This window comes from Marinifilum flexuosum (assembly GCF_003610555.1).
Taxonomy (GTDB): domain Bacteria; phylum Bacteroidota; class Bacteroidia; order Bacteroidales; family Marinifilaceae; genus Marinifilum; species Marinifilum flexuosum.
The window spans coordinates 1510487-1533857 of sequence record NZ_RAPQ01000008.1; the positions used below are offsets into that span (position 1 = coordinate 1510487).

Sequence of the window (23371 nt, forward strand, 5' to 3'; positions counted from 1 at the left end):
GGAGTATAAAAAAGGGCATCTCTTGGATACCCTTTAAAAAATACTTGTTCAAAGCAACATTACTTTTCAGCAATTATTACTTTTTCTCCTTGATCATAAGTTAAGTCTTTAGGAATTTTTGCACGTTGAATTCGATATAAGTCTTGCAATAATTCATTTCTGATATACCCTTTATCCTTTATAAGTTTGTCAGCAGCTGCGTAATCACCATTTCCTTGAATTTCAAGAACCATTTTGGCAAGAGATTCAATTGCTTTCTCCATTTTGTAATCATTGATTTTATAGGTCCCCGTATTCTTATGGTATTTAAAAGCTTCATGTTCCTGGAAATAATAGAAACGTATCATATTTGCTACACCTTGAGCGTCGGTAACACCAAATCGAATGGATCTAAATACATCAGCCATATAGGTTACATAGTTGTCGAGCATATCTATTCCTTCGGTTTGTCGCATATCATGAACCTGATTTAAAAGATACATTCTTAATACATCATTTTTAAGCTCATTAATAACATTGTAATGTCCTTTTAAGGCATCTTTTACATCTCCATTTCCGTTAATTGTGTTTGTGATATCAATACCACTGGTAAGTTCAAAGAAAATGGTATTTAAGAAAAACGATTCAAAATTTACATGTTTGCGTTGTTGTTCATCTATTACCAATCCACTAATTGGATTTAATATTTTATTGAATTTGGCTTGCATTACATTTTTAAAGTATACTCGTTTTGCATCTGACGCCTTTTGAAGTCCTACCGGAAGATTTAAACCAATTAGTTTATTACCAGCATTGCAGTATCCAGAATTATATAGTACGTTATAAATCGACAAATTGGCTTTGCTACTTACAGATTCCGCTTTAAGCTTATCATCAACAGGTAAATTTTGCTGTAAGAATGGCAATAAAGAAGCGTATTTAGATACGTTGTTGGTACATTCGTTATCTCTTAGGAGAATAAAGGCACCATAGGAGTATTTTGTCCAAATCAACTGATCTTCCGTGTTTACAATAGGACCTGCAATAAAATCCAGTTGGTTATTATTGAGTTCTAACCAAAGCTTATCACTTTCAGTAAAGTTATCGGAAGTGAGGTCCTTAGCTCTTTGAAGTAAATACTGTTTAAAATCATCAGATTCAGCTAAATTGGCAGCTTCTTTCAAATGATCAGAAGCCAATTGTAATTGTGTACTGTAAGCAACATTAAAAGGAACTACTTTTAAGTTTCCATTTGCATCTCTTGTAAGATTTGTAAATGCACTGTATTTTTCATCGTTATTCAATTGAAAGAACTCTTCCTGATTGATATCAGTCGGGAAAAAACCAATTCCTAATGGTCTTGGAGGAAAGTCTTCAGTAAATGGTTTAAATCCATCTAATCTATCCCAGGGACCATAATTTATTTTGGCATACTTCTTCATGTCAGGATCTTCAATGCTATTTAAGAGAGCATTTTTATCTCCATAGGCTTGCATCCAATAAATATCATCAATTGCATCAGCAGCCTTTATTAGATGAGAGAACAATTTTATTTGTTGGGAAGAGAGGGAGTTTAGATCTGCAGATAGCTTAACTTCTGCATAGTTGGCTAATTTTCTTTGTATCACTGTATCGCCAGTTTTTTTGTCTTCTGCCTTTTTTTCAGGTTGGCAAGACACTGCAAATACCATTGATACAATCAGACCGAGTAAAAATATGCTATTTCGTATCATAATAGTAGGGTTTTGGGTGAAGATTAAGTAAACAGATGGTTTTACATCAAATAAATTTCACATGAAAAATTAATATGTTTTGTGTGAAGTTGGTCACACTCTATAAGTTACAAAAAATAGGAGTGGGAAAAAAATTGACTTTCTCGAAACTGAGGATGAAGGTGATCTGGATTAGAATGAAGAAAGTGGGAGGATAACAATTGCCGATCTTGTTGCTTTAGAGTACACATGATTAGTAGGATTCAACTTAAAGTTTTTATTGGTTCGAAGTGTAAGACTAAAATATGCGTACTTTGCGGTACTATTTTTAACAGGTATTAAAATTACTTTTAACACGTGTCAAAAAATATTTCAATACGTGTTATAATTTATAAGCATAACTTCACTTAAAATGAAATGAGCTTAGGTAGCCCATAGCACCTAAGCTCGTTTTGTCTACAAGTTAATTAGTTTTTGTTTTTTATTTCTTTTGGATATTCAATTCTTGCATGATACACATTAATCAAGTTGGTTGTAAAAATCTCCTTGATTTCATTGATATTCCTAAAAGTGATATCCGCATTTGCAAAGCGATTTTCTTTCACTTGTTTGTCAATGATTTTATCGATTAACTCTCGAATGGTTTCCGAAGTTTTTTCCTTCAAGCTTCTCGAAGCAGCTTCAATTCCATCAGCCATCATTAAAACAGCGGTTTCTTTGGTAAATGGATCTGGTCCTGGATATTGGAATTTCTCTTCGTCAATTTCCTTGTCCGGGTATTTGTTTTTAAAGGATGTATAGAAGTACATCACTTTACCTGCACCATGATGAGTTTCAATAAAGTCGATAATTTGTTGAGGCAACTTGTGTTTTTTTGCAATTTTCACTCCAAATTTCACATGGTCAGTAATAATTTGAGCACTTTTATCAAATTCAAGGTCATCGTGAGGGTTTTTGTTCGACATCTGATTTTCGATGAAATAAACGGGATGTTTCATTTTACCAATATCATGGTAAAGTGCACCAGTTCTCACTAATAATGGATTACCGCCAATTTTATTAATTGCAGCTTCGGCAAGGTTGGCAACCTGTAAACAGTGCTGGAATGTTCCTGGCGATTGTTGAATTAACTGTCGCAATAGGGGGTGATTTTGGTTTGATAATTCAATCAATGTAACATCAGAGAGGAATCCAAATAACTTTTCGAAGATGTAAATTAATGAATATGAAAAGGTAAGTAGCAAGCCATTAATAGCAAACCATACAAAATTGAACCATTTAATCTCTTCGATGCTACCTTCTTGCGTAATCGCGAAAGCGAAATAAACAACACTGTAAGTTAAGAATGTAATAATGGCAGTTAATACAAGCTGACCACGTCTCTCAAGTCTAGGCAAGCTGTAAATGGCCATAATACCTGCTGCCAGTTGAAGAAATACAAATTCGAAGCCGTTAGGGGCTAGAAATCCAGTAATTAAAACCGTAACGATAAAAACAAACAATGCTGTTCTACTATCCATTAATGTTCGTACCACAATTGTAATAAGTGCAAACGGGATAATGTAGATGTTTACATCTACGTTTTGGTTTTGTAGTTTTAATATCAGAGTTGTAAGAGCAACGAATAGCAAAACCAACAGAAAAATGAAGAGAAGCTTTTTATTATCGTGTAAAATTTGTTTTCTAAAGTTTCGTAGGTATAAGAACAAAAGAACAATACAGGAAATGATCAATAAGGCTTGACCTCCTACAATTAGGTAATGATTTTTTGATGACCCTAAAATGTTTTCCTGCTCTTTTTTAAGAGATTCCAATATTAGAAAAGTCTCATCGTCGATTATGTCTCCAACTAAAACAATTCTAGTACCTCGGTCAACTTTCCCTTTTGTAAATGAAATATTCGAAAGCATGCTGTTTTTAACCTGATCGGACATTGTTTTGTTGTAAAACAGATTTTGAGTCAGATAAGAGTCAAGGTTTAGATTCTGAAGAAAACTTTGAAAAACAGGATTGTTGTAATCGGATTTTAAATTCGAACTAATGTTTTCATAGGCAGTTCTTGCTGAATAGATTTTATCGGTAAGAATTTTTTCATTAATGTTATTTACTGACTTGTTGATTGCTTCAGTCAGTTTGAAGTTATACTGTAATTTCTCATTTTGAAAATCAGCAATACCGATATTGTAATAATTTTTAAGGTTGGTTTTAAGGTAATTGTAACAAAGTAATTTTTCGGCATCCGATCTCTTTTGAGAATAGTTTAGTTTTTTATAAGCTGATGACTTCTCAAATTTTCTCCATTTTTTTTCAAAATTCTTTTCAAACCTTTCTATTATTGAAGGATAAATGGAAGTGTCAACTTTAAAATAGGGGCTGAATCGGCTCAAAATACTATCTCGATTCTGATTCAATTCCTGTTCTGTTTTTAAGATAGAAAAATCAAAAGGAGCAATAAGGGTTTCATGCATCCAAGGTTTGCCTTTCTGGTATTCATACTTAAAGTTTCCCGTATTCGGGAAGAGTAGCATAATTAGTACAATGGTAATTGTAGTAATAGTAAAGCGATAAATGTTACTTAAGTTTTGTCGAATTAACCTAAAGTATTTATTCATTCTAAATGTAATTATAGGAGTGTTGAAATTCTTTTTATAAAATTAGTTGAATATTTTTTGGTAAAAAATATTTATTCATTTCTTTTACCTGCGATATACACAGCAAATATATCAATGCAAATGTAAAAACATAATTATATTTTTTATATTTGATTGATAACAATCATTAAGCAACCAATACATGAATTACGGAATTTCCGATTTAAGTATCATCCCTGTACGAAGCGAACCTGCTGAAAAAAGTGAAATGGTTACCCAAATTTTATTTGGAGAGCATTTTGAAGTTATTGAGGATGTTGAAAACTGGAGCAAGGTACGATTAGCCTACGATAATTATGAGGGTTGGGTTGATACTAAAATGATAAGTGTTATCAATGAAGAGTTTTATAATTTACTAGCTATTCAGGCACCAGCGGTTGCGAATGATACTTTTAATATTGTTTTTCAAGAGAAAGATTATTCAAACAAACTAATTGTACCTGGAAGTTCGTTCCCCTTTTGTGATCGAAAAGAGAAATCTTTTAAAATAGGAGAGAAGAAGTATTTCTACCAAGGAAAAGTTACTGGAAATGGTGATGAAACGAATGTCCGAGATTCCATTATTGAAGCAGCTTTAAAATATTTCAACGCACCTTACCTTTGGGGAGGAAGAACTCCCTATGGAATTGATTGTTCTGGCTTAACGCAAATTGTTTACAAGCTGAATGGAATTAGTTTACCTCGCGATGCCAGTCAGCAAGTTTTGGTGGGCGAACCATTAACTTTTGTAGAAGAAGCAATGCCAGGTGATCTGGCCTTTTTCGATAATGCCGAAGGTAAAATTACACATGTTGGTATTATTTGGGACAGACACAAAATTATCCATGCTTCCGGTAAGGTGAGAATTGATAATGTCGATCATCAAGGAATTTTTAATGTAGACACCAAATGTTACACGCATAAATTAAGAGTAATTAAGCGAATTATTGCACAAGTCTAATTTATTTTACTCATTCACTCATTCACAAACTACATCATGTATACATACGAATATCCACGTCCGGCATTAACTGTTGATTGTGCCATTTTTTGTAAATGTGAAAGCAATCATTATGTGTTGTTAATTGAAAGGGCCAATAATCCTTTCAAAAACAAATGGGCTTTTCCTGGTGGTTTTGTTGATATGGATGAAGATTTGGATATTGCAGCATATCGTGAGTTAAAGGAAGAAACCGGTTTTGAAGGCGTTTCTATTTCGCAGTTCAAAACATATGGTGCAGTAAATCGTGATCCTAGAGGACGTACGGTTTCGGTTGTTTATTTGGCTCAAATGGAGGCAGAATGCTTACCACAAGTTAAAGGTGAAGATGATGCATTAAAAGCTCAATGGATTGATGTTAGCAAATTACCAGCCTTGGCGTTTGATCATGATGCAATTATGCAAGATCTTAAAGATCACCTTTCATTACTTTAGGCATGATTCCAAATAGTACGAGCTATCAGGACCTAAATTAAATATCAAATCCAAAATGCTTAGGTTGGGAATGAAACCATGTTTATTGCCAAAAACTTGAGTGTAAGTTTGTGGGTTAAACGCGGTATCATTTATTTCTTTTGAAGGTTTTGGATGAATAACATTTCTAAAATCAGCAATGTTAGGAGTGTTTACAGGAATAAAATCATCGGTTAAGGAGTTCTTGTTTTCTATTTCAAGGATTTCACAAATCTCGGATTGAATTTCAAGATTAAAATCTAAAAGGAAGTCCCACTTTTGGTTGAAAAATCGCTCCAAATCATCGATGTAATATTCGTAAAAAGGTGATGATTTGTAAGCAGATTCTATACCTTTCCAATGTAGCTTTTGCCAGTTGGTGTCGTAAGAGATCTTAACATCTTTGGTTAATACCTTTTTATTGGTAGCCTTTACCACTGGGACAGAAATAGCCAATGCTCCATTTGCTCCATAAATATTACACCTGTTGCGGTACGATTGCTTTGAATAGTTTTCCCATTGTTCAATCAATACATTTGAGTACTGAATCATTTTGCAATAGTACTGAATTGGTGCAAAATATGCTGTTGAAAGTAGAGCTGTGGTATTTTCCATTGTTCTTCTGTTTGGACTGCGAAACTATAAAAAATATAGATAAAAGAAAAAGGCATCTTTGCAGATGCCTTTACATATTTCGATTTAATAACTTAGTGTATCCACTTGAAAATTCTATCCCATCTGATTTTTCCAAAGCCGCTTTGGTCCTTATCAAGCGATAGCCAGATGAATGAAGCTTTACCTACTACATGGTCTTCTGGAACATATCCCCAATAACGAGAATCTGCTGAGCGGTGACGATTATCACCCATCATCCAGTAGTAATCCATTTCAAAAGTGTAAGAATCTGCAGCTTTCCCATTGATGTAAATGATAGAGTCTTTTACTTCCAAATCATTACCTTCATAGGCGTTAATTGCTCTTTCATACAATGGAAAAGTTTTTAAATTCAACTCAACAGTCTGGCCTTTTTGCGGGATTACAAGAGGTCCAAAATTATCTCTGTTCCAGTTGTAATGTTCGCTAAATGGGAAAACATCTTCTGGAGTGCCCACCCCATGAACCATTTTCACCATTGATGATACATTGCTTAGCTTACTTAGTTTATCCGCTTTTTCTTTGGATAAAGGCATGTGATAAACTGAACCACTATGGCTAATCTCGTCTTTAGCAATATTCATATCCTCTAATTTTCGAGGATTGATCATTGTTCCGTTTGTACGGATTTCATAATTGTATTGCACTTCTCCAACTTTATCTTGAGCTTTCCCATTGATGTATAGCTGACCATCTATACTAGAAATGGTATCTCCTGGCATGGCAACACATCTCTTAATATAGTTTTCACGTTTATCAACTGGACGTGTATCAATTTCCATGTTTTGGGCGAAATATTTACGTGCAACTTTCATATAGGTTTGATCAGATTGAAGTGCACGTCCTCTTCTCATGTCATTCTCTTTTATGGTTGCAGTAGCTGCTCTTAATTGAGAATAGTAATCTGGGTTTTCGGCTCCTACAACAATGGTATCTCCTGCAGGAAAATTGAATACCACAACATCGTTACGTTTTATCTCATTCAATCCACCAAGACGCTTGTAAGGCCAGTTAATCCATTCCAAATATGATTTGGTTTTGGTTGTTCCTGGCATGGTATGGTGTGCAAAAGGGAAGGATAGAGGTGTGTTAGGTACTTTAGGACCATATGCTACTTTACTAACAAATAAATAATCGCCAACAAGTAATGATTTTTCCATCGAGCTTGTTGGGATTGTGTAAGCCTCAATAAAGAACATTCTAATGATTGTTGCAGCGACTACTGCAAAAATAATGGCATCAATCCATTCAACAGCTGTACTTTGTTTTTTAACTCCTTTTTTCTTCCAAAAGGCCCAATGCACCCTTTTGCTGATATAAACATCAAACAGGATAGGTAATCCTAATAAAAGCCAATAATTGCCAATCCAAATAATCATTAATAAAGTAATGATTAGCGCGATTGAAAATTTAAACCATTTGTTTCTTAAAAATTCCTTCATAAGGTATGTATGTTTTTTATAAGCTTAACTTTAGTTGTTGCGAATCTACAAAAATTATCATTTCCATTTAAATGATAAAGTAGAGGTAACAATTCTTTGTGCTATTTTACACTCTTAAAAAATCTATCCCAGCGAATTTTATTAAAAAAGGATTTATCCTTGTCAAGAGATAGCCAAATAAATGATGCTTTGCCTACGATATGATCTTCTGGAACAAATCCCCAATAACGCGAATCTGCTGACATGTGTCGATTGTCACCCATCATCCAGTAGTAATCCATTTTAAAAGTATAAGATGTAACTGGCTTATTATTGATATGGATTTGGTCATTTATTACTTCCAGCTTGTTGCCTTCGTAGGTTCGGATAATTCTCTCATAAAGAGGTAAATTATCTGTTGTTATCTCCATAGACTCACCTTTTTTAGGCATTACAATTGGACCAAAATTATCGCGATTCCAATTGTAATTTGGGCTAAAAGGAAACACATCTTCCCTCTTACCTTTTGGTGATAATACTCTTGTTATGGATGCTACGTTATTGAATTTCTTTAGAATCTCTACTTTTGGAATGCTTAATGGAAGAATATAAGTATTGGAGTTTCGTTTTTTTCTATCAGCCTTCGCGATATTTAACTCATCTAATTTTCTAGGATTAATAGCAGTTCCATTTGTTTCAACAATGTAATTGAACTGCAGTTCTTCTGGATTATCCAATGCTTTTCCGTTCACAAACAATTGTCCGTCTCTAAATGTTAGTTCATCTCCAGGTAAAGCTACACAGCGTTTGATGTAATTCTCACGTTTGTCTACAGGTCGAATCTTAATTTCAGCTTTGCTTTCAAGAAGCTGATAAGCCATTTTGTTGTAATAGCTGTTTGATTGAATCTTGTTTTGTTTTTGCTTATCCTCATTGCGAAAATGACTGCTATGAAATCTTAACAAAGAATATATATCAGTCTGCGTATTTCCCACCCACACTGTATCACCAGCCGGAAAATTGAAAACAACTACATCATTGAGTTTTACTTCTCCAAAGCCTCCCAATCGTTTGTATGGGCGTTTTATTAACTCTGAGTATGAATTTGTTGATTTAGTGCCGGGAAGAGTGTGATGAGCAAAGGGGAAAGACAAAGGCGTATTCGGCATTTTTGGCCCGTATGCTACCTTACTAACAAATAAATAATCACCAACCAACATGGATTTTTCCATGGACGATGTTGGGATTGTATACGCTTCTATAAAGAACATCCTAATTATAGTAGCAGCAACAACAGCAAATATAATGGCATCAATCCATTCAACAGTTGTACTTTGTTTCTTAATGCCCTTTTTCTTCCAGAAAGTCCAATGTACTTTTTTACTGATATATAGATCGAATAGGATTGGTAATCCTAATAAAAGCCAATAATTGCCAATCCAAATAATCATTAACAGAGTAATGATAAGAATGATTGAAAACTTAAACCATTTGTTTCGTAGTATCTTCCCCACAGTTTATTTTAAGGTATTGATTTTGTATTCTATTATAGTTGAAGCAAATCTTTCATGCCATAAAAACCTTCTTTTTTCGGCATAAATTCGGCTGCTAATACTGCTCCCAAAGCAAATCCTTTTCTACTGTACGCTTGATGCTGAATCATGATTTCATCAACTTCAGAATGCCAGGTAATGGAATGTGTACCAGGAACTGCACCATGGCGTTTGGCCAATATGCTAAGTTCATCTTCCTTCATGCTGGTTGCTTCAATCCACTTTTCCTTTTTAGGATGATTTTCAATAATCCCATCAGCTAATGTCAAAGCGGTTCCACTCGGAGAATCCAATTTGTGAATGTGGTGAATTTCCTCCATATCCACATTGTATTCCTTAAATGGAGCCATTAGTTTGGTTAGCTTCTTATTCAATTCAAAAAACAGATTTACGCCCAAGCTAAAGTTCGATGCATAAAAGAAACCTTTGCCTTCAGCACATTGTTTCTCAATCTCTGGCAGTTGATCAAGCCAGCCAGTTGTTCCGGATACAACAGGAACATTAGCTTCGAAGCATTTTAAATAATTGCCAAACGCCGAGTCAGGATTTGTAAACTCAATGGCAACATCAATATTTTGTAAATGATCTGCACAAAGATCTTTTGGATTGTGCTGATCGATAATTAATCCGATTTCATGGCCACGATCCAGAGCAATTTGCTCTATTTCTTTACCCATTTTTCCGTAGCCTATTAATGCAATTCTCATTTGTGGTTTATTTAGTGGGAAATTGGTTTGGTTAATAGCTTTCCCTTGTTATGATTTCAAAAATAGTAAATCCAAAGCATAATAATGTCAAGCATTGCAGCTATTATTATGCTTTTTCGATAATGTACTTACTGAGGGCAATAAGTACTAATTATTAGGAGTTGAAACGTAAAAAAGGGATTGTGAAACACAACCCCTTTTCAAAGTAAATAATTTATAGTACTATTTAGCTGCTTGTGCTTTACCCACTACAGCTTTAAATGCTTCTGGATGATTTACAGCTAAATCTGCTAAAACCTTACGGTTAATTTCGATGTTAGCTTTGTGCATCAAACCAATTAATTGTGAATAAGAAAGACCTTCAAGTCTTGCCGCTGCGTTAATACGCTGAATCCACAATGCTCTGAAGTTTGATTTCTTTTTCTTTCTATCGCGGTAAGCATATTGCAAACCTTTTTCGAAAGTATTTTTGGCTACTGTCCAAACATTAGCTCTTGCTCCAAAGTTACCTCTGGTTTCTTTTAAAATTCTTTTTCTTCTAGCTCTTGAAGCTACAGAATTTACTGATCTTGGCATAATTCCTAATTTTTGAATGTTAGCGTTCCATTTAAGGACTCTTTGGTGCTAACCACTCGGTTAATAACTAAAAAAATCAATAACTGATTCTTACAACATGTTAAGCATTAACTTAACGTTTTTCTGGTCTGCTTTATTTACAGTACCAAAGTAGGTAAGATTTCTCTTCCTTTTAGTGCTCTTTTTAGTCAAAATGTGACTTTTAAAAGCGTGCTTTCTTTTGATTTTTCCAGATGCAGTCAAAGTAAATCTTTTCTTTGCACTGCAATTTGTTTTCATCTTAGGCATTGTACAAATTTAAAAATTAATGTATATATAAATTATTCTACTTTTTCTTTGGAGTAATGAACATAGTCATACGCTTACCTTCTAAACGAGGCATTTGTTCAACTTTTCCTAATTCTTCAAGATCTTGAGCGAATTTTAACAATAAAATCTCACCTTTATCTTTAAATAGAATTGAACGTCCTTTAAAGAAAACGTATGCCTTAACCTTTGCTCCTTCGTTAAGGAATTTTTCAGCATGTTTCAATTTAAAGTTGTAATCGTGTTCGTCGGTATTTGGTCCGAAACGAATTTCTTTTACAACAACTTTAACCGCTTTAGCCTTCATTTCCTTTTGTTTCTTTTTCTGCTGATAAAGAAACTTTTTGTAATCGATGATCTTACAAACTGGTGGATCGGCTTTTGGTGAAATTTCAACTAAATCCAATTCTTGATCTTCAGCAAATTTCAATGCTTCTGAAATTGAATAAACTCCTGGTTCTACATTGTCTCCCACAACGCGAACAGTACGGGCTCTAATTAACTTGTTAATTTTGTGTTGAGCCTCCTGAGGCTTTCTGGGTCCTCTGTTTCTGTGATGAAATCCAGCTATGGCTAGGTCCTCCTATTTTAGTTAGTAATTTTCGATAGAAGATAATTGACCTTCTACCTCTTTATTAATAAATTCTGAAAATTCTGTAATAGTCATAGATCCCATATCACCTTCTCCTTGTTTACGAACCGAAACTGTATTTTCAGTGGCTTCTTTCTCGCCAACAATAATTAAGTATGGGGTCTTTTTCAACTCGTTGTCACGGATTTTTCTTCCGATTTTCTCGTTGCGATCATCTAATACGGCGCGAATATCGGAATTATTTAACGAATTTAAAACTTTTTTTGCATAATCGTTATATTTTTCGCTAATCGGCATGATAACAGCTTGTTCAGGTGTTAACCACAATGGGAATTTACCACCTGTATGTTCAAGCAATACAGCGACAAAACGTTCCATAGATCCAAACGGTGCACGGTGAATCATAATCGGGCGATGTTTCTGATTATCACTGCCTACATATTCCAATTCGAATCGCTCAGGCAAGTTGTAATCAACCTGAATTGTTCCCAATTGCCATTTACGTCCAATTGCATCCTTAATCATAAAGTCAAGCTTTGGGCCATAGAATGCAGCTTCCCCGTATTCCACTACAGTGTTCAAGCCTTTTTCTTCTGCCGCTTCGATAATTGCTTTTTCAGCTTTATCCCAATTTTCTTCAGCACCAATATATTTTGCATGATTTTCTTTATCACGAAGAGATACCTGAGCAACATATTCGGTAAAGTTCAATGCTTTAAAGATGATGAAAATGATATCGATTACCTTTTTAAATTCATCTTTCAATTGATCTGGAGTACAGAACAAGTGAGCATCATCCTGAGTAAAACTACGAACACGAGTTAATCCGTGAAGCTCTCCACTTTGCTCGTAACGATAAACGGTTCCAAATTCTGCAAAACGAACAGGAAGGTCTTTATAAGAACGAGGTTTGAATTTATATGCTTCACAGTGGTGAGGACAGTTCATTGGTTTTAGCAAATACTCTTCTCCTTCTTGTGGAGTTTGAATTGCCTGGAATGAATCTTCACCATACTTGTCGTAGTGACCGGAAGTTTTGTACAAATTAATGTTACCAATGTGCGGTGTGATAATTTGCTCGTATCCAAATTTCTTTTGAACTCGCTTCAGGAATGATTCCAGGCTTTCGCGCAATTGAGCACCTTTTGGCAACCAAATTGGCATCCCCTGACCAACATTTTGAGAGAAAGTGAACAATTCCATTTCCTTACCCAATTTTCTGTGGTCACGCTTTTTAGCTTCTTCCATCATTACCTCATACTCGTCAAGGTATTTTTTCTTTGGGAAAGTAATACCATAAACACGAGTAAGCTGAGGGCGTTTTTCGTCGCCTCTCCAGTAAGCACCAGCTACCGAGTTTAGTTTGATAGCTTTGATGTAACTTGTGTTTGGCAAGTGTGGACCTCTACACAAATCGGTAAATCCCCCTTGTTGGTAAAAGCTAATTGTACCATCTTCCAATTCGTTGATCAACTCAACTTTGTACTCCTCATTTCTTTCACCGAAAAACTGAAGAGCTTCCTCTTTTGTTACATCGGTTCTTTTATATTCGTTCTTGCTACGTGCAAGTTCAAGCATTTTCTGTTCAATCTTAGGAAGATCTTTGTCGGTAAGTACCGTACCATTTCCTAAATCAACATCGTAGTAAAAGCCCATTTCAATTGCTGGACCAATACCAAATTTTACTCCTGGGTACAATACCTCTAAGGCTTCAGCCATTAAGTGAGCTGAAGAGTGCCAAAAAGCGTGTTTCCCTTCTTCATCATTCCAAGTGTGAAGCTTAATACTTGCATCTTCGTTAATCGCACGTGTAAGATCATACAACTGATCGTTAACGGTTATCGACAAAACTTCTTTTGCCAATCGACTGGAAATGCTTTTCGCGATCTCGATACCGGAGATGCCATCTTCAAACTCTTTTACTGTTCCATCTGGAAATGTAATTTTAATCATCCTATTGTTTTTAATTTTTATTCACACCGCTACAAACCAGCATGATATACTTAAATAGAAAATATGAATTTCGTGCTAATATTCAGTTGATTGAGATAATAAATCAACCATTTTGCAATTCAATCCACAAAGATATAACTTTCTGTGCAAATAGAACTTTAAATTGTAAGCAATATTTAGCATTTCAATAGATTTGGCAATTTCTTAAGATAAGAGGTTATTTTAAGAGGGGGATTGGGACTTGTATTGCTTGTTAGTGCTGATTTATATCAGGATTAAAAATTTTTCTTTTCTCTAAAAAAGTAGAATCTTTGGACTTTGTAAATACAACCTATACAAATTGTAAATAATTCAACAAACATGAGGAAAATAAGATTGATTTTAACATCAGCTATCGTGATGTGTTTCTCACTTGTAGTTCTTGCGCAACAAGAGGTGAAGAAAATAAGCATGGAAGATTTGATGCTAAATCGCACATTTGGGCAAAAATCGGTGTATGGCTTGCGCTCGATGAATGATGGTGTACACTATACCACATTGGAAGATAACGGAACTAAAATTGTGAAGTATAGTTTTGCGACAGGAAAAGTTGTTGAAACACTTTTTGATTTAAGTGAAATGAAGGATACTGACTTAAAGTATATCAGTGAATATACATTCAGTAATGATGAGAAGAGGCTGCTTTTGACAACAAATCAGGAAAGAATTTACAGAAGATCGTTCACGGCAGATTATTACGTTTTTTCATTTAAAAATAAAGAGTTGGTTCCCCTTTCGAAAAATGGAAAGCAACGATTGGCAACTTTCTCTCCTAATGGAAACCGAATTGCTTTTGTGAGAGACAACAACTTGTTTATTCATAACGTACTTTTTAGATCGGAAATTAGAATTACCAAAGATGGTGAATTCAATAAGATTCAAAACGGTACACCAGACTGGGTTTACGAAGAGGAATTTGAATTTAATAAAGCATTTACATGGTCGCCTGATAGTAAGTTTCTTGCATATATGAAGTTTGATGAAAGCGAAGTGAAGGTGTTCAATATGAATAAGTTTGAAGGTTTGTATCCACAAGTGAAAGAAAATGCTCTTTATCCTGAAAACTATACTTACAAATATCCTAAAGCAGGAGAGAAGAACTCGGATGTAAGTGTTTGGGTTTACAATGTAGAAGATCGCATTACCAAGAAAATGGATGTGGGAGAGGAGAAAAATCAGTATATTCCAAGATTGAAGTGGACAAAAGATCCTAAGAAATTGACCATTTTCCGTTTGAATCGTCATCAGAATAAATTGGAGTTTTTGCTTGCTAACGCTAAAACTGGTGAATCGGATGTAATGTATACACAAGAAAACAAATATTACGTTGAGGAACGTAATTTTGATTTTCTAACTTTCTTGGATAATGGAAATCAATTCATTTATGCTGATGAGAAAGATGGATTCAATCACTTGTATTTATTTGATATGATTACTGGAAAACCTGTTAATCAAATTACATCGGGAGATTGGGATATGACAGATTTTCTAGGTTTTGATGAAGCCAAGAAAGTGTGTTATTACGAATCAGCAGAGGTTTCGCCAATGGACAGAAATACCTGCTCTGTGAAGCTAAATGGAACGGGAAAGAAATTGATTACTCCTGCTAAAGGAACAAACAGAACGGTATTTAGTAATGGATTTAAATACTATATCAATTATTTTTCGAGTGTTACACAGCCAAACACAGTTAGCTTGTATAACTACAAAGGGAAATTGATTCGTGTGTTGGAAGATAATAAGGCATTGGTTGAGAGGTTGAAGAGTTATCGATACAATCCAAAAGAGTTTACCATGTTACCAGCAGCTGATGGTATGACCATGTTGAATACATGGATGATTAAACCATTCAATTTTGATGCTTCTAAAAAATATCCTGTTGTAATGACTCAATATAGTGGACCAAATTCACAAAGTGTTGAAAACAGATGGAGCTTTGATTGGTATCAATATCTAGCTCAAGAAGGATATATTGTGGTTTGTGTTGATCCTCGTGGAACTGGTGCTCGTGGTCAGGAGTTCCGCAAGTGTACCTATATGCAGTTGGGAAGACTTGAGTCGGACGATATGATTTCAGCGGGCAAAGCATTATCCGAGGAATCCTTTATTGATGAAAATAGAATTGCAATTTGGGGATGGAGTTTTGGTGGATTCATGTCATCGCTTTGTTTGGAGAAAGCTCCTGATGTTTTTGCTGCTGCAATTGCGATTGCTCCGGTAACCAACTGGAGATACTATGATTCAGTTTATACAGAGCGTTTCATGAGAACGCCACAAGAAAATCCTAAAGGTTACGACGATAATTCTCCAATAAATCATGTAGACAAATTACAGGGAAGTTTATTGCTTTGTCATGGAACTGCGGATGATAACGTGCATGTTCAAAATGTTTATGAGTTTGCTGAGAGATTGGTTCAAGCTGATAAGCAATTCGAAATGCAAATATATACCAACAGAAATCATAGCATTTACGGAGGTAAAACCAGGTTACATCTTTACAAGCGTTTCAATAAATTTTTAAGAGATAATCTATAAGCACGATTTTAGCTGATTTAAATAATGAAGGGAAAGAATTGAGAAATTTTTTCCCTTTTCTTTTGTGCAAATAGTCAGAATTTTAGATGACCGATCGTTATTTTTTTGAAAAAAACACTTGCGAAAACCTTGGGAATATCTATATTTGCATCGCAAAAGTAAGAACAAGGGTTCATTACAAAATGCGAGAATAGCTCAGTTGGTAGAGCATAACCTTGCCAAGGTTAGGGTCGCGAGTTCGAGTCTCGTTTCTCGCTCAAAACGGTTTTTCTTTTCCGTTTAAATAAAAAAGAAAATGCGAGAATAGCTCATCCCGATAGCTATCGGGAGTTAGAGCATAACGCAAATAAATTATGCGAGAATAGCTCAGTTGGTAGAGCATAACCTTGCCAAGGTTAGGGTCGCGAGTTCGAGTCTCGTTTCTCGCTCAAAAACGGTTTTTCTTTTCCGTTCAAATAAAAAAGAAAATGCGAGAATAGCTCATCCCGATAGCTATCGGGAGTTAGAGCATAACGCAAATAAATTATGCGAGAATAGCTCAGTTGGTAGAGCATAACCTTGCCAAGGTTAGGGTCGCGAGTTCGAGTCTCGTTTCTCGCTCTTTTGAAGAGATTTCCTCTTAGGAGGATTTTTTTACTGTACAAACTAGCATTACTAAAGCTGCTTCATTTTTTGGAGCAGCTTTTTTATTTCTTGAATCCACTAAAAAATACCTTCTTTTTTTAGGCTAGCATATCAAAATTTTAAATATTCTGCCTCTGGCACAATTCAGGATATAATTTTTTGCAAATCGATCACCTGTGTCGAGCCAGATGATCAACTTTTTGTTCGGCGAGAGTCTGACTAGTGAGAAATAATGCTAAATCCCTCTTTCAAACCTACTTCATAAAATAGGAAAGGAGTCCTCTTTTAAGCAAAAAAAGACCCCCTTTTGGAAGTCTTTTCGATATATCAATTAGAATGTGAATCCAAAATTAAGGCTCACTAGCCATGCATTTAATCCATCGCTTCTGTCGTAATAAGCTGCTCTTAAGCCCACACTTTTAAATTGGGCCACCTTTCCTTTTCTAAATGGGGATTTAAATCTGCCAATTCCCATAACAGGTGAATATTGAAAACCAACACCAACTTTATAGCTGTCAAAATCTGAAAGATCGTAATCTGAAGTATAAAATTCCGGAGTATTGGTAGCACTTGCTTGACCAAATTTATAAAAATCATCAGCGGCAGTTTGGGTGTGATACCTGAAAAATGGCGAAACGATAAATGATTGAGAAACCATCATTGGCAATTCAATACTAGCCGTGTGAGCTGATATTCCCCAACTATCAGTATAGAATCGATAAAAAGTTTTTAAGCGTACAAAATCACTTAAATAATAATTCCAACGCATAGAGATCGGAATTTTCAATCGACTATCATCTAGCTTTTCTACATTACTTAAGCCTCTTAGGGTAGCCATATCATCATTGATGTTCGCATCATCGAAGAATACTCTATGAAATGGAGTTGAAAGCAAACCGCTTTGCGATACTACTTCTGCCGAAAACAAAGCTTGTAAGCGTTTGTTGATAACCTGAGAGTAGGATAGACCAAACTTAAGAGTTGTTCTTGTATCGTCCGATAAATTGGCTTTGTTCGTACCTCTTATTTCAGTTGGGTAAAGCAAATCCCAACTGTCATTCATAAACAATGCATCGAGGGTTAGCGATCGGTTCTGATCTTCGGAATTGAAAGTGTACGATCCGCCAAAATTGAAGGATGTTACATCGTATTCGCTTGAGAATCCACCTAGAATGCTATAGGCATTGCCTGATTTTGCCAAAGTATGCGAGTAAGCCATATTGATATGAGCTCTTGCATCTTTACTCGAAGCTGATGATTTCTCCATATCGAAATAATCGATATTATCGGTTGAAGCCGATGAGTAAATATCTACTCCAAAATTTAAATCGACAGCTGATAAAGAATCCAAAGGAACATGAACTACAAAACTTGGAGCTACATTATCCAATTCTTCGGTGCCCATACCACCAGTAACAGGAGAATGATCGCCATCTTGTTCGTAATAGTTGAACAAGAAGTTCACTTCAGTGTCTTTAAAATCTTCAGGTGATTTTTTTGTTTTTACCTTCTTGCGACTATCTTCTTGTTTGTCGTCAATACTGTTTTTATCAGTTTGAGAGAATCCTGTCATGCCAATTCCTAATAATAATAACAGGCCAAATAGAGCTTTTAATTGCATCCGCAACCTCCTCCCGATTTTCCACCATTCGCACCAGCAGCGCCTTCGCGGTATGCCTGGAAATTGGTTTCATAAACTTCTAATTTCTTTGCTTGCAATGCCATTTCCGTATCGTTAAGATATGCTTTTTGGTATGCAGCCACCGAAACACAACTGTTCATGGCCACTACCGCAAGCAATCCAAATAGCATTAATTTGATTTTTCTTCTACTCATTGAATTTTCCTATTTGAATTTGATGTGTGTTATTTTGATTATTTGCTTTGTGATATTCTAATTTTAAATTGGAAGAGGTGAGCATTTTTTGATCATCAGTAACTAAGATGCATTCAATTCCATTTAGTTTGTTGATTAATTGTAAGCCACTTTTTGCTCCTAATACAAAAATAGAAGTAGCAAGTGCATCTGCTAATTCGGCATTCGGACAAATGATGGTAACGCTACTTAATCCACTTACCGGATAACCTGTTCTGGGATCGATAATATGTGAATATCTTTTGCCGTTGAAGGTGACGAATTTCTCGTAGTTTCCCGAGGTTACAACTGCAGTTTCGCCAATGCTTAACCAAGAGAATATTTGGTCTTTTTCTTTGGGATTTGATATTCCGATTTTCCAATCCTTACCATCTTCATCTCTTCCCCAGGTAATCAAATCGCCTGAAGCATTAACTAAGGCGCCATCTAATCCCATTTTCGACATTATTTCGAGTGCCTTATTGGCTGCATAACCTTTACCAATTGCACCAAAGCCAATTTTCATTCCTTTTTTCTTGAGAAATACATTTGTGTTTGCATTGTCAAGAATAATGTCTTTGTAATTTATTTTCGATACGGATTTTGCTACGCTGGCTGAATCTGGCATTTGCATCATGCTACCGTCAAATTTCCAGATCTTGTCCATTGATGCATAACTAATATCGAAGGCGCCATGGGTTAAATGGGATATTTTCTTACATCTTCTAATTAGATTGAACAGTTCACGATCTACCTGCACAGACTTTATGCCTGCATTGCGAACAATTGCTGAAGTTTGTGAATCGGAATCCCAAGAAGAAATCAATTTTTCAATCCTTTTGATTTCATTTATTCCAACTTCAATTGCCTTATTTGCTTTTGTTGCATCCTCCGAAATTGCTGTAATTTCGAATCGAGAGCCCATTAAAAGTAAGACCTGTTTATGCGATTTGTTTTGTCCGTGTGAGATAAAGCTTAGGCCTAACAAAAATGATATTACTAGTATTTGTTTCATTCTTTTACTTTAAGAATGACTTAATGTGACTAATGTATTGATCAGGATTTAGCTTTTTATAGCCTGTTTTTCCCAATACTTCTCCATCTTTATTCAGTAGGACGATGGTGGGAAACTGTCCCTTTTTGTTATATTTTTCGGCAAGTGCTTCGTTTATTTTAATTTGCTCTTTGCTTAGTCTGTTTTTTTTCGAGCGAGGGAAATCTACATCTAAGATAACCAGTTCATTTTTGGCAAAATCTTTAAACTCATCTGTATTTAAGATCGTTTTTTTAAGTATGATGCATGATCGGCACCAATCGGAACCAGAGAAATTCATCAATATAAATTTGTTCTCTTTTTTAGCCTGATCTAAAGCTTGGTTTAGGTTGGATTGAGCTTGAATATTGTTTGTGGTAAATAATACCACAAACAATAAAATTATTGATTTTGCAATATTCATTCTAGTTTTCTATTTAGTTTATTGTTCTTTGATTTTTAATTGTCAAAAAATAAATTCTAAATCAAAACTATAAAAAAATACTTTGCGGTGTTTTATTCTTGTGTTAAAAAATGTAAAAATCTAGATATTTGTACAAGTATTGTGTTTACTTGGTTAGAATTGAATTCCATTGTTGTGAAGTATGCTAATTACTTCATTACCCAATTGAGGTTTTACAGCTCTTAGCATTTGGTTTATTTTTTCATTCTCGATATCTGTTAATCCAAGAATAATGTATGCTGAATTTCTATCTTCAGGAGCATCCTTAATCAATTCCATTAGAATATTGGTTCCTGAATGAAACTCTTTGTTGGATAAAACAGAAAGGTTTACGAAAAATTGACTTGCAGTACGAACAATTTGTCCATCAGTTTCAACCTGAATGAAAGGAAACAAAGCCATCACAGCTTTCGGGTTATTTTTTCTGATAACTGAACTGAGAGCTGTAAGCAGTTTGGTTCGTTCTTCGCTGGTAGTGTTTTCGATTAAATATTCAAACATGCGAAAAAGAACAGGAATAATATTCTTGTTGCGGCTTTCACCATATAAAAAACAGGTTCTAAAAGCCATTACTTGCAATTCATTCTTATCCAATTCATCCCATTTATCTGCTTGCAATGCGATTTTATCTAAATAGGAGTAGTCCTTTTTCTGATTAGCCATATTGAAATTTTAATTTGCGCAAAGATATAAACATGAAAGCATTCTCCAATATACAAAACAGCAGAATTAATTAGATGAAATTATTTGGATCGCATCAGAAATCTTTTGCAATTATTACTTTTTTGTTAATTTTGCTTGCCTTGCCCAAGTGCTGGAATTGGTAGACAGGCATGGTTGAGGGCCATGTGTCCGATTGGGCGTGCGGGTTCGACTCCCGCCTTGGGCACAAAAGCTTTGTCAACTGACAAAGCTTTTTTTATTTCTCCTCTCTGAAGATTTCATTAATTTATTTAATTTAGATATCAAATTTGTAATTTATGATAGGAACTCTGGTCAACGTTGGAGCTATAATTCTTGGAGGAAGCATCGGGCTTTTATTTCGAGCAAAAATTCCTGAACGTTTATTTAAAATTGTTTTTCAGGCAATTGGTGTATTTACCCTTTACCTGGGAATTAGTATGGCACTAAAAGCAAGCGAATTGCTGATTATGGTGTTTAGTTTGGTATTGGGATCTTTGTTGGGAGAGTTGCTGCGTTTGGAAGAACGAGTTGAGAAGTTAAGTGAAGGCTTGAAGAAAAGAGTTGGCAGTGGAGATGCCAATTTTTCAACAGGCTTACTTACTGCATTTATGCTTTTTTGCATGGGTGCAATGACCATTGTTGGAAGCTTAGAGGAAGGCATGGGCAAAGAACCAACTTTGTTGCTAACCAAATCATTAATGGATGGCATATCCTCGGTAGCCTTGGCTGCAGTAATGGGAATAGGAGTTCTTTTTTCGGTTGTGCCTCTATTGATTTACCAAGGTGGATTAACCCTTTTGGCAGCTTTGTTTGGCGACATTATTCCCCAAATTGTGATCGATGAAATAACAGGAATAGGAGGTGTGTTAATAATTGCTTTAGGGATAAGCATTTTAGAGCTTAAAAAAATTAAAGTTTTGAATATGTTACCCGCAATTTTAATTGAAATACTTCTGTGTTATATCTTTTTATAAATTTGTAAATCCGCATATCAGGATAACTTCAAAAAAATATTGAATTGAAACAAGAGACTAAAAACGCGTTAATCAGGTTGTTTGAAAAATGGGCAGGAGATAAAGTTGTTGAAACAGAACTTCTTCCGCAATCTGGTTCGTATCGAGAATATATACGAATTATTGGTGAAAAGAGAACTGTACTTGGAGCCTTTAATGCCGACCTAAAAGAAAATCATGCTTTCATAAGTTTTAGCAAGCATTTTTTATCTAAAAATTTACCAGTTCCCGAAATCTATCATCAAGATGATGAAAATGGGTTGTACCTTTTACAGGATTTGGGAAAAACTACCTTGTTCGATTATATACTTCACCTTCGCGTTGGTGAAGGATTCGCTACCGATTTGGTCTTGATTTACAAGAAAATCATCAGTCAATTGGTGCGTTTTCAGGTTGAAGGAGGAGAAGGATTGGATTTCTCGGCATGTTATCCACGTGATAGCTTCGATAAGCAATCGATGATTTGGGATTTACATTACTTCAAGTATTATTTCCTAAAATTGGCCAAGATTCCGTTTGATGAACAATTGCTGGAAAATGACTTCCAGAAATTCTCGGATTACCTCTTAGATGCACCAAGAGAGTACTTCTTGTATCGCGATTTTCAATCAAGAAATATCATGTTGGTGAATGGTGAACCATGGTTTATCGATTATCAGGGAGGAAGAAAAGGAGCTTTGCAATATGATTTGGCATCGTTACTATACGATGCTAAAGCAGATTTGCCTCAGGAGGTAAGAGATGAATTGTTTGACCATTATCTTCAAGAGGTTCAGAAAGTACAAAAAGTTGATCCGAAAGCATTCAAATCATTCTTCCAAGGATATGTTTTGATTCGCATCATGCAAGCAATGGGAGCTTATGGATTCCGTGGATTTTACGAGAGAAAAGAGCATTTCTTAAAATCGATTCCATATGCATTAAAGAACTTGGAAACCATATTGGGTAGATTGGATTTGCCTGTGGAATTAACGGAGTTAACCAAAGCTCTTAATGAAGTGGTTGGTTCGGAATTTTTACAGCAAGTAGGTCAGGAAGAAGAGGTAAAACTACATGTAGAAATCAACAGTTTCTCCTATCGCAGGGGAATACCATTGGACAAGTCAACCAATGGAGGAGGATTCGTGTTCGATTGTCGAGCTATTCATAATCCGGGAAGATATCAGGAGTATGTAGAAATGACAGGAAAAGATCAGCCAGTAATTGACTTTTTTAAGGAAAAAAGTGAAATGGATGAATTCCTTACATCGGTTTTTGCTATTGTTGATATGAGTGTAGACAAATACATCAAACGAAAATTTACCAATTTACAGGTGAGTTTTGGTTGTACAGGAGGTCGACATCGTTCGGTGTTTTCAGCAGAAAGTTTAGCCAAGCATTTGCGTGAAAAATTTGATGTGAATGTTAGTTTGCGACATATTGAAAGAGAAATAGAGGGGAATTGAAATGAGCAAGAAGCGTTGTAAATTGTCACCAGAGGAGTATGCGGAGAAGGTTTGTAAAACGGAACAATTTGTTTGTCCGAAATGCAATAGAGTAGCGAAAAGTGCCAAGAAACTTTGCAAGGCGAAAAAGATAGAAATAGATAAA

Annotated in this window: 20 protein-coding genes and 4 tRNA genes; 9 read left to right on the forward strand and 15 right to left on the reverse strand. The window is 35.2% G+C overall.

Translation table 11 applies throughout. The features are described from left to right. Positions 1-59: 59 nt before the first annotated feature. Positions 60-1712 carry a Zn-dependent hydrolase gene (locus tag BXY64_RS06195; RefSeq protein ID WP_147375922.1) on the reverse strand — a complete coding sequence of 551 codons (1653 nt, stop codon included), beginning with the start codon at positions 1710-1712 and terminating at the stop codon, positions 60-62. A gap of 446 nt (positions 1713-2158) precedes the next feature. Continuing rightward, on the reverse strand, positions 2159-4303 hold the full coding sequence (locus tag BXY64_RS06200) for an HD family phosphohydrolase (RefSeq protein WP_120239037.1): 2145 nt from the start codon (positions 4301-4303) through the stop codon (positions 2159-2161). A 181-nt stretch (positions 4304-4484) separates the two neighbouring features. Between BXY64_RS06200 and BXY64_RS06205 the strand changes: the two genes are divergently transcribed. Together BXY64_RS06205 and BXY64_RS06210 are read left to right on the forward strand one after the other, a co-directional pair. Then, a complete protein-coding gene (locus BXY64_RS06205) occupies positions 4485-5282 on the forward strand; it encodes a C40 family peptidase (protein WP_120239038.1) in 798 nt (265 codons plus the stop codon). A 36-nt stretch (positions 5283-5318) separates the two neighbouring features. Further along, positions 5319-5756, forward strand: coding sequence for an NUDIX domain-containing protein (locus BXY64_RS06210; protein ID WP_211334419.1), 438 nt, complete (start codon positions 5319-5321; stop codon positions 5754-5756). On the opposite strand, the gene BXY64_RS06215 is transcribed toward BXY64_RS06210, so the two are convergent. The 8 genes from BXY64_RS06215 to thrS all read right to left on the reverse strand — a co-directional run bounded on the left by BXY64_RS06215 (position 5748) and on the right by thrS (position 13536). Then, positions 5748-6389 carry a WbqC family protein gene (locus BXY64_RS06215; protein WP_120239040.1) on the reverse strand — a complete coding sequence of 214 codons (642 nt, stop codon included), beginning with the start codon at positions 6387-6389 and terminating at the stop codon, positions 5748-5750. The two genes, BXY64_RS06210 and BXY64_RS06215, sit on opposite strands and share 9 nt — an antisense overlap. 92 nt (positions 6390-6481) lie before the next feature. After that, positions 6482-7870 (reverse strand): signal peptidase I, encoded by a 1389-nt coding sequence (gene lepB / locus BXY64_RS06220; RefSeq protein WP_120239041.1) that lies wholly within the window; start codon positions 7868-7870, stop codon positions 6482-6484. A 101-nt stretch (positions 7871-7971) separates the two neighbouring features. Then, positions 7972-9363: a signal peptidase I gene (lepB, locus tag BXY64_RS06225; RefSeq protein ID WP_120239042.1), complete on the reverse strand. Its 1392-nt coding sequence runs from the start codon at positions 9361-9363 to the stop codon at positions 7972-7974. Positions 9364-9395: 32 nt separating this feature from the next. Continuing rightward, positions 9396-10109, reverse strand: a complete 714-nt coding sequence (dapB, locus tag BXY64_RS06230) for a 4-hydroxy-tetrahydrodipicolinate reductase (RefSeq protein ID WP_120239043.1) — start codon at positions 10107-10109, stop codon at positions 9396-9398. Between the two features lie 222 nt (positions 10110-10331). Continuing rightward, positions 10332-10685, reverse strand: coding sequence for a 50S ribosomal protein L20 (gene rplT, locus BXY64_RS06235; RefSeq protein ID WP_120239044.1), 354 nt, complete (start codon positions 10683-10685; stop codon positions 10332-10334). Between the two features lie 90 nt (positions 10686-10775). Then, on the reverse strand, positions 10776-10973 hold the full coding sequence (gene rpmI, locus BXY64_RS06240; protein WP_054722596.1) for a 50S ribosomal protein L35: 198 nt from the start codon (positions 10971-10973) through the stop codon (positions 10776-10778). Positions 10974-11010: 37 nt separating this feature from the next. Beyond that, positions 11011-11562 (reverse strand): translation initiation factor IF-3, encoded by a 552-nt coding sequence (gene infC, locus BXY64_RS06245; protein ID WP_120239045.1) that lies wholly within the window; start codon positions 11560-11562, stop codon positions 11011-11013. 21 nt (positions 11563-11583) lie between these two features. Continuing rightward, positions 11584-13536: a threonine--tRNA ligase gene (thrS, locus tag BXY64_RS06250; protein WP_120239046.1), complete on the reverse strand. Its 1953-nt coding sequence runs from the start codon at positions 13534-13536 to the stop codon at positions 11584-11586. Between the two features lie 360 nt (positions 13537-13896). Between thrS and BXY64_RS06255 the strand changes: the two genes are divergently transcribed. The 4 genes from BXY64_RS06255 to BXY64_RS06270 all read left to right on the forward strand — a co-directional run bounded on the left by BXY64_RS06255 (position 13897) and on the right by BXY64_RS06270 (position 16710). Next, a complete protein-coding gene (locus tag BXY64_RS06255) occupies positions 13897-16110 on the forward strand; it encodes a S9 family peptidase (protein WP_120239047.1) in 2214 nt (737 codons plus the stop codon). 184 nt (positions 16111-16294) lie between these two features. Then, positions 16295-16367, forward strand: a tRNA-Gly gene (locus BXY64_RS06260). A 98-nt stretch (positions 16368-16465) separates the two neighbouring features. Then, a tRNA-Gly gene (locus tag BXY64_RS06265) sits at positions 16466-16538 on the forward strand. Positions 16539-16637: 99 nt separating this feature from the next. Continuing rightward, positions 16638-16710: transfer RNA gene (locus tag BXY64_RS06270), tRNA-Gly, on the forward strand. Positions 16711-17065: 355 nt separating this feature from the next. Here BXY64_RS06270 and BXY64_RS06275 read toward each other — a convergent pair. The 5 genes from BXY64_RS06275 to BXY64_RS06295 all read right to left on the reverse strand — a co-directional run bounded on the left by BXY64_RS06275 (position 17066) and on the right by BXY64_RS06295 (position 20747). Continuing rightward, the gene (locus BXY64_RS06275; RefSeq protein ID WP_170150588.1) at positions 17066-18307 is read right to left on the reverse strand and encodes a DUF3570 domain-containing protein; all 1242 of its coding nucleotides are present in this window, start codon (positions 18305-18307) and stop codon (positions 17066-17068) included. 38 nt (positions 18308-18345) lie between these two features. Beyond that, positions 18346-18570 carry a DUF4266 domain-containing protein gene (locus BXY64_RS06280; RefSeq protein WP_120239049.1) on the reverse strand — a complete coding sequence of 75 codons (225 nt, stop codon included), beginning with the start codon at positions 18568-18570 and terminating at the stop codon, positions 18346-18348. Next, a complete protein-coding gene (locus BXY64_RS06285; protein WP_120239050.1) occupies positions 18563-19603 on the reverse strand; it encodes an FAD:protein FMN transferase in 1041 nt (346 codons plus the stop codon). Before BXY64_RS06285 ends, BXY64_RS06280 begins: the two co-directional genes overlap by 8 nt. Positions 19604-19607: 4 nt before the next feature. Further along, on the reverse strand, positions 19608-20045 hold the full coding sequence (locus BXY64_RS06290) for a thioredoxin family protein (RefSeq protein WP_120239051.1): 438 nt from the start codon (positions 20043-20045) through the stop codon (positions 19608-19610). Between the two features lie 153 nt (positions 20046-20198). Next, positions 20199-20747 (reverse strand): hypothetical protein, encoded by a 549-nt coding sequence (locus BXY64_RS06295; protein WP_120239052.1) that lies wholly within the window; start codon positions 20745-20747, stop codon positions 20199-20201. 142 nt (positions 20748-20889) lie between these two features. Here BXY64_RS06295 and BXY64_RS06300 point away from each other — a divergent pair. The 3 genes from BXY64_RS06300 (at position 20890) to BXY64_RS06310 (ending at position 23226) form a co-directional block, all read left to right on the forward strand. Further along, positions 20890-20973, forward strand: a tRNA-Leu gene (locus tag BXY64_RS06300). A gap of 91 nt (positions 20974-21064) precedes the next feature. Then, positions 21065-21742 (forward strand): DUF554 domain-containing protein, encoded by a 678-nt coding sequence (locus BXY64_RS06305; RefSeq protein WP_120239053.1) that lies wholly within the window; start codon positions 21065-21067, stop codon positions 21740-21742. Positions 21743-21786: 44 nt separating this feature from the next. Further along, complete coding sequence (locus BXY64_RS06310; protein ID WP_120239054.1) at positions 21787-23226, forward strand: RapZ C-terminal domain-containing protein; 1440 nt, start codon at positions 21787-21789, stop codon at positions 23224-23226. Positions 23227-23371 lie beyond the last annotated feature (145 nt).